The 13,411-nt window shown below is 66.6% G+C and carries 25 protein-coding genes; all 25 read left to right on the top strand.

Going from position 1 to position 13,411, the window contains the following annotated elements; translation table 11 throughout:
• Window positions 1–96 precede the first annotated feature (96 nt).
• The 25 genes from rpsJ (at window position 97) to AC27IY_RS13340 (ending at window position 13,355) form a co-directional block, all read left to right on the top strand.
• Entirely contained in the window at window positions 97–405 is a 309-nt protein-coding gene (gene rpsJ / locus AC27IY_RS13460; protein WP_012887830.1) for a 30S ribosomal protein S10, read from the top strand.
• Between the two features lie 14 nt (window positions 406–419).
• A complete protein-coding gene (rplC, locus tag AC27IY_RS13455; protein ID WP_329585564.1) occupies window positions 420–1,073 on the top strand; it encodes a 50S ribosomal protein L3 in 654 nt (217 codons plus the stop codon).
• Window positions 1,070–1,720, top strand: a complete 651-nt coding sequence (gene rplD / locus AC27IY_RS13450; protein ID WP_364461262.1) for a 50S ribosomal protein L4 — start codon at window positions 1,070–1,072, stop codon at window positions 1,718–1,720. The genes rplC and rplD overlap by 4 nt, the downstream gene beginning before the upstream one ends.
• Window positions 1,720–2,022, top strand: a complete 303-nt coding sequence (gene rplW / locus AC27IY_RS13445; RefSeq protein WP_329585558.1) for a 50S ribosomal protein L23 — start codon at window positions 1,720–1,722, stop codon at window positions 2,020–2,022. The genes rplD and rplW overlap by 1 nt, the downstream gene beginning before the upstream one ends.
• A gap of 102 nt (window positions 2,023–2,124) precedes the next feature.
• Complete coding sequence (gene rplB / locus AC27IY_RS13440; RefSeq protein ID WP_020542308.1) at window positions 2,125–2,961, top strand: 50S ribosomal protein L2; 837 nt, start codon at window positions 2,125–2,127, stop codon at window positions 2,959–2,961.
• A gap of 11 nt (window positions 2,962–2,972) precedes the next feature.
• The gene (rpsS, locus tag AC27IY_RS13435; protein ID WP_030451498.1) at window positions 2,973–3,251 is read left to right on the top strand and encodes a 30S ribosomal protein S19; all 279 of its coding nucleotides are present in this window, start codon (window positions 2,973–2,975) and stop codon (window positions 3,249–3,251) included.
• Between the two features lie 31 nt (window positions 3,252–3,282).
• Window positions 3,283–3,636, top strand: a complete 354-nt coding sequence (gene rplV, locus AC27IY_RS13430; protein WP_020542306.1) for a 50S ribosomal protein L22 — start codon at window positions 3,283–3,285, stop codon at window positions 3,634–3,636.
• Window positions 3,636–4,463, top strand: coding sequence for a 30S ribosomal protein S3 (gene rpsC, locus AC27IY_RS13425; RefSeq protein WP_344216656.1), 828 nt, complete (start codon window positions 3,636–3,638; stop codon window positions 4,461–4,463). Before rplV ends, rpsC begins: the two co-directional genes overlap by 1 nt.
• Before the next feature lie 2 nt (window positions 4,464–4,465).
• The gene (rplP, locus tag AC27IY_RS13420; protein ID WP_080043233.1) at window positions 4,466–4,885 is read left to right on the top strand and encodes a 50S ribosomal protein L16; all 420 of its coding nucleotides are present in this window, start codon (window positions 4,466–4,468) and stop codon (window positions 4,883–4,885) included.
• Window positions 4,885–5,121 carry a 50S ribosomal protein L29 gene (gene rpmC, locus AC27IY_RS13415; RefSeq protein WP_344216658.1) on the top strand — a complete coding sequence of 79 codons (237 nt, stop codon included), beginning with the start codon at window positions 4,885–4,887 and terminating at the stop codon, window positions 5,119–5,121. Before rplP ends, rpmC begins: the two co-directional genes overlap by 1 nt.
• Window positions 5,114–5,422, top strand: coding sequence for a 30S ribosomal protein S17 (gene rpsQ, locus AC27IY_RS13410; protein WP_344216660.1), 309 nt, complete (start codon window positions 5,114–5,116; stop codon window positions 5,420–5,422). Before rpmC ends, rpsQ begins: the two co-directional genes overlap by 8 nt.
• Window positions 5,423–5,614: 192 nt before the next feature.
• Window positions 5,615–5,986, top strand: coding sequence for a 50S ribosomal protein L14 (gene rplN, locus AC27IY_RS13405; RefSeq protein WP_026214151.1), 372 nt, complete (start codon window positions 5,615–5,617; stop codon window positions 5,984–5,986).
• 8 nt (window positions 5,987–5,994) lie between these two features.
• Complete coding sequence (gene rplX, locus AC27IY_RS13400; protein WP_344217050.1) at window positions 5,995–6,291, top strand: 50S ribosomal protein L24; 297 nt, start codon at window positions 5,995–5,997, stop codon at window positions 6,289–6,291.
• The gene (rplE, locus tag AC27IY_RS13395) at window positions 6,291–6,866 is read left to right on the top strand and encodes a 50S ribosomal protein L5 (RefSeq protein ID WP_344216662.1); all 576 of its coding nucleotides are present in this window, start codon (window positions 6,291–6,293) and stop codon (window positions 6,864–6,866) included. Before rplX ends, rplE begins: the two co-directional genes overlap by 1 nt.
• 4 nt (window positions 6,867–6,870) lie before the next feature.
• Window positions 6,871–7,056: a type Z 30S ribosomal protein S14 gene (locus tag AC27IY_RS13390; RefSeq protein WP_020542298.1), complete on the top strand. Its 186-nt coding sequence runs from the start codon at window positions 6,871–6,873 to the stop codon at window positions 7,054–7,056.
• Between the two features lie 156 nt (window positions 7,057–7,212).
• Entirely contained in the window at window positions 7,213–7,611 is a 399-nt protein-coding gene (gene rpsH / locus AC27IY_RS13385) for a 30S ribosomal protein S8 (protein WP_020542297.1), read from the top strand.
• Window positions 7,612–7,627: 16 nt separating this feature from the next.
• A complete protein-coding gene (gene rplF, locus AC27IY_RS13380) occupies window positions 7,628–8,170 on the top strand; it encodes a 50S ribosomal protein L6 (RefSeq protein WP_329585542.1) in 543 nt (180 codons plus the stop codon).
• 2 nt (window positions 8,171–8,172) lie between these two features.
• Window positions 8,173–8,556 carry a 50S ribosomal protein L18 gene (gene rplR / locus AC27IY_RS13375; RefSeq protein WP_091090113.1) on the top strand — a complete coding sequence of 128 codons (384 nt, stop codon included), beginning with the start codon at window positions 8,173–8,175 and terminating at the stop codon, window positions 8,554–8,556.
• Window positions 8,557–8,587: 31 nt separating this feature from the next.
• Complete coding sequence (rpsE, locus tag AC27IY_RS13370; RefSeq protein WP_487178151.1) at window positions 8,588–9,217, top strand: 30S ribosomal protein S5; 630 nt, start codon at window positions 8,588–8,590, stop codon at window positions 9,215–9,217.
• A 2-nt stretch (window positions 9,218–9,219) separates the two neighbouring features.
• A complete protein-coding gene (rpmD, locus tag AC27IY_RS13365) occupies window positions 9,220–9,402 on the top strand; it encodes a 50S ribosomal protein L30 (RefSeq protein ID WP_080043226.1) in 183 nt (60 codons plus the stop codon).
• A 2-nt stretch (window positions 9,403–9,404) separates the two neighbouring features.
• The gene (rplO, locus tag AC27IY_RS13360; RefSeq protein WP_329585533.1) at window positions 9,405–9,860 is read left to right on the top strand and encodes a 50S ribosomal protein L15; all 456 of its coding nucleotides are present in this window, start codon (window positions 9,405–9,407) and stop codon (window positions 9,858–9,860) included.
• 171 nt (window positions 9,861–10,031) lie between these two features.
• Window positions 10,032–11,339, top strand: a complete 1,308-nt coding sequence (gene secY, locus AC27IY_RS13355) for a preprotein translocase subunit SecY (RefSeq protein WP_344216667.1) — start codon at window positions 10,032–10,034, stop codon at window positions 11,337–11,339.
• The gene (locus AC27IY_RS13350) at window positions 11,339–11,989 is read left to right on the top strand and encodes an adenylate kinase (RefSeq protein ID WP_344216669.1); all 651 of its coding nucleotides are present in this window, start codon (window positions 11,339–11,341) and stop codon (window positions 11,987–11,989) included. Before secY ends, AC27IY_RS13350 begins: the two co-directional genes overlap by 1 nt.
• A gap of 109 nt (window positions 11,990–12,098) precedes the next feature.
• A complete protein-coding gene (gene map / locus AC27IY_RS13345) occupies window positions 12,099–12,911 on the top strand; it encodes a type I methionyl aminopeptidase (RefSeq protein ID WP_344216671.1) in 813 nt (270 codons plus the stop codon).
• A 15-nt stretch (window positions 12,912–12,926) separates the two neighbouring features.
• The gene (locus tag AC27IY_RS13340) at window positions 12,927–13,355 is read left to right on the top strand and encodes a DUF1707 SHOCT-like domain-containing protein (RefSeq protein ID WP_344216673.1); all 429 of its coding nucleotides are present in this window, start codon (window positions 12,927–12,929) and stop codon (window positions 13,353–13,355) included.
• The last annotated feature ends 56 nt before the right edge of the window (window positions 13,356–13,411 follow it).

Here is a 13,411-nt window from a genome sequence, read left to right as displayed (position 1 = left end):
CTCGTGGGGTCAAAGCAGGCATCGACCTGCACTGACATAGCGGCAACAGGCCGCACGATACTTTTTCAGACGACAGCGAAGGACACCGAGGCCACTATGGCGGGACAGAAGATCCGCATCCGGCTTAAGGCCTATGACCACGAGGTCATCGACAGCTCGGCCAAGAAGATCGTCGAGACGGTGACGCGGACTGGCGCGAAGGTCGCGGGCCCGGTGCCGCTGCCGACCGAGAAGAACGTGTACTGCGTCATCCGCTCGCCGCACAAGTACAAGGACAGCCGCGAGCACTTCGAGATGCGCACGCACAAGCGGCTGATTGACATCATCGACCCGACCCCCAAGACGGTCGACTCGCTCATGCGGCTCGACCTCCCCGCGGGTGTCGACATTTCGATCAAGCTCTGAGGGAACGCACTGACATGGCTAAGACGATCAAGGGCGTCCTGGGCAAGAAGCTCGGCATGACCCAGGTCTTCGACGCGGACAACCGGATCGTACCGGTGACCGTGGTCGAGGCCGGTCCGTGCGTGGTGACCCGGGTCCGCACCGCGGAGAAGGACGGCTACACCGCCGTCCAGCTCGGCTACGGGCAGGTCGACCCCCGGAAGGTCAACAAGCCGCTCGGCGACTACCTGCGCAAGCACGACATCACCCCGCGCCGTTACTTCGCGGAGATCCGCACCGACGACGCGAGCGACTACACCATCGGCCAGGAGCTGCTGGCCGACACCTTCGAGGCCGGCCAGTTCGTCGACGTGACGGGCAAGAGCAAGGGCAAGGGCTTCGCCGGTGTCATGAAGCGGCACGGCTTCGGTGGTCTGGGCGCGTCGCACGGTACGCAGCGCAAGCACCGCTCGCCGGGTTCCATCGGTGGCTGCGCCACCCCGGGCCGCGTTTTCAAGGGTCTGCGCATGGCTGGCCGGATGGGTAACGTCCGCACCACCGTGCAGAGCCTCAAGGTTCACGCCGTGGACGCCGAGAAGGGTCTCATCCTCATCAAGGGTGCGATTCCCGGCGCCAACGGCAGCCTGGTCCTCGTCCGTACCGCTGCCAAGAAGGGGGCTGCCAAGTGAGCACCACTATTGACGTCCTCGACGCCAGCGGCGCGAAGACCGGCACCGTCGACCTCCCCGAGGACATCTTCGGGGCCAAGGTCAACGTTCCGCTGATCCACCAGGTGGTCGTGGCCCAGCTCGCCGCTCGCCGGCAGGGCACCCACAAGGCCAAGACCCGTGGTGAGGTCTCCGGCGGCGGCAAGAAGCCGTACCGCCAGAAGGGCACCGGCCGCGCCCGTCAGGGCTCGACGCGCGCGCCGCAGTTCGCCGGCGGTGGCGTCGTCCACGGCCCCGTGCCGCGCGACTACTCCCAGCGCACGCCCAAGAAGATGAAGTCCGCCGCGCTGCGCGGCGCGCTGTCCGACCGCGCGAGCGGCGGCCGCGTGCACGTGGTCAGCTCGCTGGTCGCGGGGGAGACCCCGAAGACCAAGTCGGCGCTGGAGGCCCTGCGCAAGATCACCCAGGCTCCGCGCGTCCTCGTCGTGGTCGACGAGGCCGACGAGCTGACCTGGCTGAGCCTGCGCAACGCCCCCGAGGTCCACCTGCTGGACTCCGGGCAGCTCAACACCTACGACGTGCTCGTGCACGACGACGTGGTCTTCACCCAGGAGGCCTACGACCAGGTCGTCGCTCGCCTGAGCAACAGCGGGAAGGAAGAGGCCTGATGGACAAGATCGCCGACCCGCGCGACGTCATCATCAAGCCGGTCGTCTCCGAGAAGAGCTACGGCCTGATCGACGAGAACAACAAGTACACGTTCCTGGTGAAGAAGACCGCGAACAAGACCCAGGTCAAGATCGCCGTTGAGCAGATCTTCGGGGTCAAGGTCACCAGCGTGAACACGATCAACCGGCAGGGCAAGCGCAAGCGCACCCGCACCGGCTACGGCAAGCGTCCCGACACCAAGCGCGCGATCGTGAGCCTGGTCGAGGGCGATCGGATCGACATCTTCGGTCAGATCGGCTAGCAGCCAGAAGATAGAGCGGGCCCCCGAGGTCCGCGGGGTGAGACCGCCGCACGCTCGTGCGGCGGGCTCATCCATGTAACCGACGAAGGATGAACGAAAAAGATGGGCATCCGTAAATACAAGCCGACGACTCCCGGTCGCCGCGGATCGAGTGTCTCGGACTTCTCCGAGATCACTCGCAGCGAGCCCGAGAAGTCGCTGCTTGCGCCCCTTCACAACAAGGGCGGCCGCAACGTGCACGGCCGGGTGACCGCACGCCACCAGGGCGGCGGCCACAAGCGCGCCTACCGGATCATCGACTTCCGTAGGCATGACAAGGACGGCATCCCGGCGAAGGTCGCTCACATCGAGTACGACCCCAACCGCACCGCCAACATCGCTCTGCTGCACTACGCCGACGGTGAGAAGCGCTACATCATCGCGCCGACGGGCCTCAAGCAGGGCGACCGCATCGAGAACGGCCCCGCGGCCGACATCAAGACGGGCAACTGCCTGCCGCTGCGCAACATCCCGACCGGTACCTTCATCCACGCGGTGGAGCTCCGTCCGGGCGGCGGCGCCAAGCTCGGTCGCTCCGCCGGCGCCCAGATCCAGCTGCTCGCCAAGGAAGGCCAGTACGCCACCCTGCGTATGCCGTCCGGTGAGATGCGCATGGTCGACGTGCGCTGCCGGGCGACGGTCGGCCAGGTCGGCAACGCCGAGCAGGCCAACATCAACTGGGGCAAGGCCGGCCGTATGCGGTGGAAGGGCAAGCGCCCCACCGTCCGCGGTGTCGCGATGAACCCCGTCGACCACCCGCACGGTGGTGGTGAGGGCAAGACCTCCGGTGGTCGCCACCCGGTGAACCCGAAGGGCAAGCCCGAGGGCCGCACCCGCCAGGCGAACAAGGCCAGCGACCGGCTGATCATCCGGCGTCGCAGCAAGAGGAAGAAGCGGTAGGAGCAGCCGAAATGCCACGTAGCCTTAAGAAGGGTCCCTTCGTGGACGACCACCTGCAGAAGAAGGTGGACGCCCAGAACGAGAAGGGCACCAAGAACGTCATCAAGACGTGGTCGCGGCGCTCCATGATCGTTCCCGACATGCTCGGGCACACGATCGCCGTGCACGACGGCCGCAAGCACGTCCCGGTGTTCGTCACCGAGTCGATGATCGGCCACAAGCTCGGAGAGTTCGCCCCGACGCGGACGTTCCGCAGCCACGTCAAGGAAGACCGGCGCAGCCGGCGATAGACGCCTTCAGAAGCATTCAGAGGAGTAAGCGATGGAAGCCAGGGCTCAGGCGCGGTTCGTCCGCGTCACGCCCCAGAAGGCCCGCCGTGTGGTGGACCTCATTCGCGGGCTGCCCGCTTCGGAGGCGCAGGCCGTGCTGCAGTTCGCTCCCCAGTCGGCGAGCGAGCCGATCTACAAGGTGCTCAGCAGCGCCATGGCGAACGCCGAGCACAACTTCGACCTCGACCCGCAGACGCTCGTCGTCAGCCGGGCCTGGGTCGACGAGGGCCCGACGCTGAAGCGGTTCCGCCCGCGTGCACAGGGTCGTGCCTATCGGATCAACAAGCGGACGAGCCACATCACCGTGATCGTGGAGTCCCGCGAGCCGAAGGGAAGGACCCGATAGTGGGCCAGAAGGTTAACCCGCACGGGTTCCGCCTCGGCATCACGACCGACTTCAAGAGCCGGTGGTACGCCGACAAGCTGTACAAGTCCTACGTCGCCGAGGACGTGTCGATCCGCCGCATGCTCCAGAAGGGCATGGAGCGGGCCGGCATCTCCAAGGTCGAGATCGAGCGCACCACGGACCGCGTCCAGGTGGACATCCACACCGCGCGTCCCGGCATCGTGATCGGCCGTCGCGGCGCCGAGGCCGACCGCATCCGCGGTGACCTGGAGAAGCTGACCAAGAAGCAGGTCCAGCTCAACATCCTCGAGGTCAAGAACCCGGAGATCGACGCGCAGCTCGTCGCGCAGGGCGTGGCCGAGCAGCTGTCCAGCCGTGTCTCGTTCCGCCGCGCCATGCGCAAGGCGATGCAGTCGGCCATGAAGTCCGGCGCCAAGGGCATCCGTGTCCAGTGCTCCGGTCGTCTGGGCGGCGCCGAGATGTCCCGGTCGGAGTTCTACCGCGAGGGCCGCGTGCCGCTGCACACCCTCCGCGCGGACATCGACTACGGCTTCTACGAGGCCCGTACGACCTTCGGCCGCATCGGCGTGAAGGTCTGGATCTACAAGGGCGAGGCTCCGACCAGCCGCGCCGAGCGCGAGGCGGCTGCCGCCGGCGCCCGGGCCGGCCAGCGCCGTGAGCGTGACGACCGTCGCGGTGGCGGCGACCGTCCGCGCCGTGGCGGCGACCGCGCACGTCGCGGCGGCCGCGCCCCCCGCACCGAGGCGGCCGCGCAGGCCGCCCCCGAGACCGGCCCGGCCGCGCAGCCGGGTGCTGAAGGGAGCTGACCATGCTGATCCCGCGCAGGGTCAAGCACCGCAAGCAGCACCGGCCCGACCGCAGCGGAGCCGCCAAGGGCGGCACCAGGGTCGTGTTCGGCGAGTTCGGCATTCAGGCCGTTGAGCACTCCTACGTGACCAACCGCCAGATCGAGTCGGCTCGTATCGCCATGACCCGTCACATCCGCCGTGGCGGCAAGGTGTGGATCAACATCTACCCCGACCGTCCGCTCACGAAGAAGCCGGCCGAGACCCGCATGGGTTCCGGTAAGGGTTCGCCGGAGTGGTGGATCGCCAACGTCAAGCCCGGACGCGTGATGTTCGAGCTGTCCGGCGTGGCGGAGCCGATCGCTCGCGAGGCGCTTCAGCGTGCGATCCACAAGCTCCCGATGAAGTGCAAGATCGTTAAGCGTGAAGTGGGTGAGGCGTGATGGCACAGGGCCTGACCGCCGGCGAGCTGCGGCTCGAGGACCAGGACACCCTGGTCCAGAAGCTGAAGGAGGCGAAGGAGGAGCTGTTCAACCTCCGCTTCCAGGCGGCGACCGGTCAGTTGGAGAGCCACGGGCGGCTGCGGGCCGTCCGCCGCGAGATCGCCCGTATCTACACCGTGATGCGCGAGCGGGAGCTCGGCATCGTCACGGTCGAGAAGGAGTCGAGCGATGGCTGACGAGACCACCACCAGCACCGAGGCCGGCGCGGCCGAGGCCGAGGGCACCCAGCGGAACTTCCGCAAGGTGCGCGAGGGCCTTGTCGTCAGCGACAAGATGGACAAGACCGTCGTCGTCGCCGTCGAGGACCGCGTCAAGCACCGCCTGTACGGCAAGGTCATCCGCCGGACGACCAAGTACAAGGCGCACGACGAGGCCAACGCCTGCGGCGTCGGCGACCGCGTGCTGCTGATGGAGACCCGCCCCCTCTCCGCCACCAAGCGGTGGAGGGTCGTGGAGATCCTCGAGAAGGCCAAGTAAGGCCCTCTCGCATATACCGCGCCCCGTGGGGGCTCTCCAGAGCCCCCATGACGGCGTCCAAGGACGCGGGGTCCTCCGGGGCCTCGCGTCGCCTGCGGTGCGGCCCCAGCGGGGCTGTGGCCGTGGGAACAAGACAACATCAGGTTCCGCCAGGCTCAGCGATGAGAACCGGCGCGACTAACAGGAGTTAACGTGATCCAGCAGGAGTCGCGGCTCAAGGTCGCCGACAACACGGGCGCGAAGGAGATCCTTTGCATCCGTGTGCTCGGCGGCTCGGGCCGACGCTACGCCGGTATCGGCGACGTGATCGTCGCCACTGTCAAGGACGCGCTGCCGGGCAGCACGGGCGTCAAGAAGGGCGACGTGGTCAAGGCCGTCATCGTCCGCACGGTCAAGGAGCGGCGCCGGCCCGACGGCTCCTACATCCGCTTCGACGAGAACGCCGCCGTCATCATCAAGGACAGCGGTGACCCTCGTGGCACTCGTATCTTCGGCCCGGTCGGCCGCGAGCTGCGTGACAAGAAGTTCATGCGCATCATCTCGCTCGCCCCGGAGGTGCTGTAATGCCGAAGCTGCATGTGAAGAAGGGTGACCTGGTCGAGGTCATCGCCGGCAAGGACAAGGGCGCCAAGGGCCGGGTCATCGCCGCGCTCCCGGGCGAGGACCGTGTGGTCGTCGAGGGCGTCAACATGATCAAGAAGCACGCGAAGGAGACCCACCAGGGTCCGCGCGGCGCCAAGACGGGCGGCGTGCAGACCATGGAGGGCCCCATCCACGTCTCGAACGTGAAGAGGCTCAAGGACGACAAGCCCGCCGACAAGAAGGCCGACGAGAAGAAGGCCGACGAGAAGACGGGTGAGGACAGCTGATGACTGCCACGACCACTGAGACCGAGCGCCCGACGCCCCGGCTCAAGACGAAGTACCGCGAGGAGATCGCGGCGCAGCTGCGCGAGCAGTTCGACATCAAGAACGTCATGCAGACCCCCGGCCTGGTCAAGATCAAGGTCAACATGGGTGTCGGCGAGGCGGCTCGCGACTCCAAGCTGATCGAGGGCGCCGTCCGCGACCTCACCGTGATCACCGGCCAGAAGCCGGCCGTCGTCCGGGCCCGCAAGTCCATCGCGCAGTTCAAGCTGCGTGAGGGCATGCCGATCGGCGCGCACGTCACGCTGCGCGGCGACCGCATGTGGGAGTTCCTGGACCGGCTGCTCGCGCTCGCGCTGCCCCGTATCCGTGACTTCCGCGGCCTTTCGCCCAAGCAGTTCGACGGCAACGGGAACTACACCTTCGGTCTGACCGAGCAGGTCATGTTCCACGAGGTCGACCAGGACAAGGTCGACCGGCCGCGCGGCATGGACATCACGATCGTGACCACCGCGACCAACGACGACCAGGGCCGGGCGCTGCTGAAGCTCCTCGGCTTCCCGTTCAAGGAGGCCTGATCCAATGGCGAAGAAGTCGCTGATCGCCAAGGCGGGGCGCAAGCAGAAGTTCGAGGTCCGGGCCTACACCCGGTGCTCGCGGTGCGGTCGTCCCCGCGCCGTCTACAGGAAGTTCGGGCTCTGCCGCGTGTGCTTCCGCGAGATGGCGCACCGTGGCGAGCTGCCCGGCATCACCAAGTCGAGCTGGTAGGTAACCTGGTGGACGGCTGTGCCGTTCACCAGGCACTCATATTTTCGTAGTACAAGGATCAGGACGCCCGGTGCGGGCGTCCGTGACCACGCCGAAGGTCCACCGGCAGAGCGCTGCTTGGCCGACTGGAAACCGCGGCGAGGAAGGCCACTGGCCATGACGATGACCGACCCGATCGCAGACATGCTCACGCGTCTGCGCAACGCGAATTCGGCGTACCACGACAGCGTGTCGATGCCGTACTCGAAGATCAAGGCGCACATCGCCGAGATCCTCCAGCAGGAGGGCTACATCCAGGCCTGGACCGTCGAGGACGCCAAGGTTGGCAAGAACCTTGTCGTGGAGCTCAAGTTCGGGCCGACCCGTGAGCGGTCGCTCGCGGGTCTGCGCCGGGTTTCCAAGCCCGGCCTGCGGGTTTATGCGAAGAAGGACAATCTGCCTCGAGTCCTGGGCGGGCTGGGCGTCGCGATCATCTCGACGTCCCACGGCCTCATGACCGACAAGCAGGCCGGCAAGCGTGGCGTGGGCGGGGAAGTCCTCGCCTACGTCTGGTAGAGGGGAGGAACCCAGCATGTCGCGTATCGGACGGCTGCCCATCCCTGTGCCCAGTGGCGTGGACATCACGATCGACGGCCAGAGCGTTCAGGTGAAGGGCCCTAAGGGCACGCTTACTCACAATGTCGCGGACCCCATTCAGGTGGGTCGCGACGACGACGGCTCCATCGCCGTCACCCGTCCCAACGACGAGAACAAGGTCCGTGCCCTGCACGGCCTCTCGCGCACGCTCATCGCCAACATGGTGCAGGGCGTGACCCAGGGCTACTCGAAGTCCCTGGAGATCGTCGGCGTCGGTTACCGCGTCCAGGCCAAGGGCCCGACGCAGCTGGAGTTCTCCCTGGGCTTCAGCCACCCGGTCATCGTGGACGCCCCCGAGGGCGTCACCTTCCGCGTCGAGAAGCCGACGCTGTTCCACGTGGACGGCATCGACAAGCAGAAGGTCGGCGAGGTCGCCGCGAACATCCGCAAGCTGCGCAAGCCTGACCCGTACAAGGGCAAGGGCGTGCGCTACCAGGGCGAACAGATCCGCCGCAAGGTCGGAAAGGCTGGTAAGTAGGCATGGCTCCGAAGACTGCGTTCAGCAAGCACACGGCTGCCCGCACCGTCTCGCGGGCCCGCCGTCACCGCCGCGTCCGCAAGTTCGTCGTCGGTACGGCCGAGCGTCCGCGCCTGGTCGTCAACCGCTCGACCCGTCACATGTTCGTCCAGATCGTGGACGACTCCGTCGGCCACACGCTGGTGAGCGCGTCCACCATGGACCCCTCGCTGCGCACGCTGGAGGCGGACAAGACCGAGAAGGCGAAGAAGGTCGGCGAGCTCCTCGCTCAGCGGGCCAAGGAAGCCGGGATCACCAAGGTCGTCTTCGACCGCGGTGGCAACCGCTACGCGGGGCGCATCGCCGCGCTGGCGGACAGCGCCCGCGAAGGTGGGCTCGAATTCTGATGACCGCAAATGCTGAGATGAGGAACCACTGATGGCTGCAGCTCCGCGTCGCGGTGGCGGCACCGGTGGCGAGCGGCGGGACCGTCGTGACGATCGCCGCGGTGGCGCCGCCGACAAGGGCGTCTCGTACATCGAGCGCGTAGTGAAGATCAACCGAGTGGCCAAGGTCGTGAAGGGTGGTCGTCGCTTCAGCTTCACCGCCCTCGTCATCGTCGGTGACGGCAACGGCCTGGTCGGCGTCGGCTACGGCAAGGCCAAGGAAGTGCCCGCGGCCATCGCCAAGGGCGTCGAAGAGGCCAAGAAGCACTTCTTCAAGGTGCCCCGCATCCAGGGCACCATCCCGCACACCGTGCAGGGCGAGGAGGCGGCCGGTGTCGTCTTCCTGCGTCCGGCCTCGGCCGGTACCGGCGTCATCGCCGGTGGCCCGGTGCGCGCGGTGCTGGAGTGCGCCGGCATCCACGACGTCCTGTCGAAGTCGCTCGGCTCCGACAACCCGATCAACATCGTGCACGCCACCGTGGCCGCGCTGAAGGGCCTTTCGCGCCCCGAGGAGATCGCCGCCCGCCGTGGCCTGCCGATCGAGGACGTGGCTCCGGCCGCCATGCTCAAGGCTCAGCGCGAGGGCCTGGCGGAGGCCGCGGCCGCTAAGGCGGTGAGCTAGTCATGGCACGCCTGAAGATCACTCAGGTTCGCTCGAAGATCGGTGGCAAGCAGAACCAGCGTGACTCGCTGCGTTCGCTTGGCCTGAAGCGAATCGGCGACGTCGTCGTCAAGGAGGACCGTCCCGAGATTCGCGGGATGGTCTCCGTGGTGACGCACCTCGTCGAGGTGGAAGAGGTCGACTAGTCATGACTGACAAGGCTCCGCTCAAGATTCACGACCTCCGTCCGGCTCCGGGCGCCAACAAGTCCAAGATCCGCAAGGGTCGCGGCGAGGCGTCCAAGGGCAAGACGGCCGGTCGGGGCACCAAGGGCACGCACGCCCGCACCACGATGCTCCCGGGCTTCGAGGGTGGCCAGGTGCCGCTGCAGAGGCGTCTGCCGAAGCTCAAGGGCTTCTCCAACGCCCTGTTCAAGACGACCTACCAGGTCGTCAACCTGGACCGGATCGGTGAGCTGTTCCCCGAGGGTGGCGAGGTCACCGTCGAGGCGCTGGTCGCCAAGGGTGCTGTTCGCAAGAACCAGCTCGTGAAGGTCCTCGGCACCGGTGAGATCTCCGTCGCGGTCAACGTGCAGGCGCACGCCTTCTCGTCCGCGGCGAAGGAGAAGATCGCCGCCGCCGGTGGCTCCGTTACCGAGCTGTAGTAACGCTATGACGAGGCGTGGGGGCCCTGACAATGGGCTCCCACGCCCGTAGTGCGTTAGAGTTCGCGAGACGGCAGGCTTCTGTCCGGCTCGTTCTGACAATGAGACTCAGATGGCAGATCCCCGCACCATCGCATACTCAATTCGCCTCATAGGCGCGCAGGAGGGACCGTGCTGACCGCGTTTACCCGGGCGTTCCGGACGCCGGACCTGCGCAAGAAGTTGCTCTTCACGCTGGGCATCATCGCGCTTTTCCGTCTCGGCTCGGTTCTTCCGACTCCGGGAGTTCACGTCCAGAATCTGGCCGCCTGTTTCAACCAGGCGCGCGCTGATCAGGAAACCGGCAACATCTACGGGATGGTGCAGCTGTTCAGCGGTGGCGCCCTCCTGAAACTTTCAGTGTTCGCGCTGGGCATCATGCCGTACATCACCGCGAGCATCATTCTCCAGCTGCTCGTCGTGGTCATTCCACGACTGGAGGCGCTGAAGAAGGAAGGCCAGGCCGGTCAGACCAAGATCACGCAGTACACGCGTTATCTGACCATCGGCCTCGCGGTCCTGCAGTCGACGGCCTTCATCGCCCTGGCCCGCACGGGTCAGCTCTTCCCGAACTGTCAGCAGAGCGTGCTGCTCGACCCTGACGACATCTTCAGCATCGTCACTATGGTCGTCATCATGACGGCGGGCACCTCGGTCATCATGTGGCTGGGTGAGCTGATCACCGACCGCGGCGTCGGCAACGGCATGTCGATCCTGATCTTCACCCAGGTCGTGGCGGTCTTCCCGTCCGAGCTGGTCAACATCTTCAAGGCCAACCCCTTCACCTTCACGGTGGTCATGGTGGTCGGCGTCTTCATGATCGCCGCGGTGGTCTTCGTCGAGCAGGCGCAGCGCCGCATCCCGGTCCAGTACGCCAAGCGCATGGTCGGCCGGCGGATGTACGGCGGCACCTCGACCTACATCCCGCTGAAGGTCAACCAGGCCGGCATCATCCCGGTGATCTTCGCGTCCTCGCTGCTCTACCTGCCGCAGCTGGTGACCTCGCTCTTCCAGACGAGCGACAACGCGGTCATCAGGTGGATCTCGACGAACCTCGCCACCGGCGACACGCCGATCTACATGGCCACGTTCTTCCTGCTGATCATCTTCTTCACGTACTTCTACGTGTCGATTACGTTCAACCCCGCTGAAGTCGCCGACAACATGAAGAAGTACGGTGGGTTCATTCCGGGCATCCGCCCCGGTCGCCCGACGGCTGAGTACCTCAACTTCGTGCTCACCCGCCTGACGGCTCCGGGGTCGCTCTATCTGGGTCTCATCTCCATGGTCCCGATCGTCGCTCTCGCGGTGTCCGGTGCGAGCCAGAACTTCCCGTTCGGAGGGACGAGTATCCTGATCATGGTAGGCGTGGGCCTGGACACGGTTAAGCAGATCGAGAGCCAGCTGCAGCAGCGTAACTACGAAGGCTTCCTGCGGTAGTGCGTCTCGTCCTGGTGGGGCCTCCCGGAGCGGGTAAGGGGACTCAGGCCCAGTACATCGCATCGAACCTGTCCATCCCGAAGATCTCGACAGGTGACATCTTCCGTGCCAACGTCTCCGGCGGCACGGACCTCGGCAAGCTGGCCAAGACCTACATGGACCGCGGCGACCTGGTGCCCGACGAGGTCACCATCGCCATGGTCCGCGACCGCCTGTCCGAGCCCGACGCGCAGGACGGTTTCCTGCTCGACGGGTTCCCGAGGAACGTCGCGCAGGCGGAGATCCTGCGCGACATGCTCAAGGACTGGGGCCAGGCGCTCGACCTGGTCCTGGAGCTGGTCGTGGACGACGACGAGGTGGTCAGGCGGCTGGCCGGCCGACGCACCTGCAGCCAGTGCGGCCGCATCTGGCACGTCGACTTCGACGACAAGAAGGACGACAGGTGTGACGCGTGCGGGGGCGTGCTCTTCCAGCGGGACGACGACAAAGAGGAGACCGTCCGGCACCGGCTGGAGGTCTACCAGGAGCAGACCGCGCCGCTGGTCTCCTACTACGCGGAGGAGGGCATCCTCGTGGGGGTCGACGCGACCGGCCCCGTGGAGGAGGTCACCGGGCGGGCCATGGAGGCGATCAGCCCTTACATGGGCTAGCTGCGGCATCGGCAAGGCGGAGGTGGCACGGGTTTCCGTGCCACCTCGCGGCTATTGTGGGGGAATTGGGCCCCCGACGTGGCCCGTTGAGACCCATGGGGGGCAGAACATGTTCAAGAGGAACCGGCACGGCATCCAGATCAAGTCGCCGGAGCAGCTGGAGAAGATGCGCGCGGCCGGGCTGGTCGTCGGGCGCACGCTGGACCTGCTGAAGCGCTCGGTCGAGCCGGGGATGACGCCGCTCGACCTCGACTCCATCGCCGAGAAGGCGATCAGGGACGAGGGCGCGATCCCGTCGTTCAAGGGCTACCAGGGCTTCCCCGCGACGATCTGCGCCTCGGTCAACGACGAGGTGGTCCACGGCATCCCCACCGACGCCCGCAAGCTGCGCGAGGGCGACGTCATCTCCATCGACTGCGGCGCCATCCTGGACGGCTGGCACGGCGACTCGGCCGTGACGGTCCCGGTCGGCGAGGTGGACCCGAAGCTGACCGAGCTGATGCGGGTGACCGAGGAGGCCATGTGGCGCGGCATCGCGGCGCTGCGGCCCGGCCGGCACCTGTCCGACATCGGCTTCGAGATCGAGAAGTACGTCAAGTCGCAGGGCCGCTTCGGCATCCCGCCCGAGTACGGCGGCCACGGCATCGGCACCGAGATGCACATGGACCCGTGGATCGCCAACCACGGCCGGCCCGGGCGTGGCCCGGTGCTGGAGGAGGGCATGTGCCTGGCCATCGAGCCCATGGTCAACCTGGGCACCGAGCGCACCCGGGTGCTGTCCGACGAGTGGACCGTGGTAACCGTGGACGGCAAGTCGTCCGCACACTTCGAACACAGCGTCGCCGTGACACATAATGGTCCTTGGGTGCTTACCGCCCTGGACGGGGGCGAATCTCGCCTCGGAGGACACTCGCAGAACTGAACCGGGAGTGGTGGGATGGCGAACAGCCCTGAGATGCGAGCCTCGGACGGCGACCGCGACCGGGTCGCCGCCGTCCTCCGCGAGCACACGGCCCAGGGCCGCATCACCATGGACGAGTTCAACGAGCGGCTCGAACAGCTCTACAAGTCCAAGACCTACGGTGAGCTGGCCAGGCTGACCGCCGACCTGCCGGAGGTCGACCTCCGCAACCGCCCCAAGGTCTCGAAGGAGATCGAGAAGAAGCGCGACGCGCACGCGGGCATCAAGGCGGCGTGGGGCGCGTGGGCGATGGCCAGCGGCATCAACTGGGTGATCTGGTTAATCGTGAGCTCCACCTCCAACGGTGACGTCTATCCCTGGCCGTTGTGGGTCATGGGCCCGTGGGGCGTGATCCTGCTGATCAGCACCATCTTCGGCAACAACCAGCCCAAGCAGCAGCAGTAGGGATTTGTGCACTAGTGCACTGTGTGCATTCATCCGCAGTACGGATAAGTCCGGAT

The sequence above is a fragment of the Nonomuraea sp. B208 genome (genome assembly GCF_057536035.1).
The sequence above is the reverse complement of the archived record's forward strand: the minus strand, read 5'-3'. Positions and strand labels throughout refer to the sequence as shown.

Bases quoted from the DNA above. Each gene is read 5' to 3' on its own strand.
- rpsJ (WP_012887830.1), top strand. From the start codon at position 97: ATGGCGGGACAGAAGATCCGCATCCGGCTTAAGGCCTATGACCACGAG.
- rplC (WP_329585564.1), top strand. From the start codon at position 420: ATGGCTAAGACGATCAAGGGCGTCCTGGGCAAGAAGCTCGGCATGACC.
- rplW (WP_329585558.1), top strand. From the start codon at position 1,720: ATGGACAAGATCGCCGACCCGCGCGACGTCATCATCAAGCCGGTCGTC.
- rplB (WP_020542308.1), top strand. From the start codon at position 2,125: ATGGGCATCCGTAAATACAAGCCGACGACTCCCGGTCGCCGCGGATCG.
- rpsS (WP_030451498.1), top strand. From the start codon at position 2,973: ATGCCACGTAGCCTTAAGAAGGGTCCCTTCGTGGACGACCACCTGCAG.
- rplV (WP_020542306.1), top strand. From the start codon at position 3,283: ATGGAAGCCAGGGCTCAGGCGCGGTTCGTCCGCGTCACGCCCCAGAAG.
- rplP (WP_080043233.1), top strand. From the start codon at position 4,466: ATGCTGATCCCGCGCAGGGTCAAGCACCGCAAGCAGCACCGGCCCGAC.
- rpmC (WP_344216658.1), top strand. From the start codon at position 4,885: ATGGCACAGGGCCTGACCGCCGGCGAGCTGCGGCTCGAGGACCAGGAC.
- rpsQ (WP_344216660.1), top strand. From the start codon at position 5,114: ATGGCTGACGAGACCACCACCAGCACCGAGGCCGGCGCGGCCGAGGCC.
- rplE (WP_344216662.1), top strand. From the start codon at position 6,291: ATGACTGCCACGACCACTGAGACCGAGCGCCCGACGCCCCGGCTCAAG.
- AC27IY_RS13390 (WP_020542298.1), top strand. From the start codon at position 6,871: ATGGCGAAGAAGTCGCTGATCGCCAAGGCGGGGCGCAAGCAGAAGTTC.
- rpsH (WP_020542297.1), top strand. From the start codon at position 7,213: ATGACGATGACCGACCCGATCGCAGACATGCTCACGCGTCTGCGCAAC.
- rplF (WP_329585542.1), top strand. From the start codon at position 7,628: ATGTCGCGTATCGGACGGCTGCCCATCCCTGTGCCCAGTGGCGTGGAC.
- rplR (WP_091090113.1), top strand. From the start codon at position 8,173: ATGGCTCCGAAGACTGCGTTCAGCAAGCACACGGCTGCCCGCACCGTC.
- rpsE (WP_487178151.1), top strand. From the start codon at position 8,588: ATGGCTGCAGCTCCGCGTCGCGGTGGCGGCACCGGTGGCGAGCGGCGG.
- rpmD (WP_080043226.1), top strand. From the start codon at position 9,220: ATGGCACGCCTGAAGATCACTCAGGTTCGCTCGAAGATCGGTGGCAAG.
- rplO (WP_329585533.1), top strand. From the start codon at position 9,405: ATGACTGACAAGGCTCCGCTCAAGATTCACGACCTCCGTCCGGCTCCG.
- map (WP_344216671.1), top strand. From the start codon at position 12,099: ATGTTCAAGAGGAACCGGCACGGCATCCAGATCAAGTCGCCGGAGCAG.
- AC27IY_RS13340 (WP_344216673.1), top strand. From the start codon at position 12,927: ATGGCGAACAGCCCTGAGATGCGAGCCTCGGACGGCGACCGCGACCGG.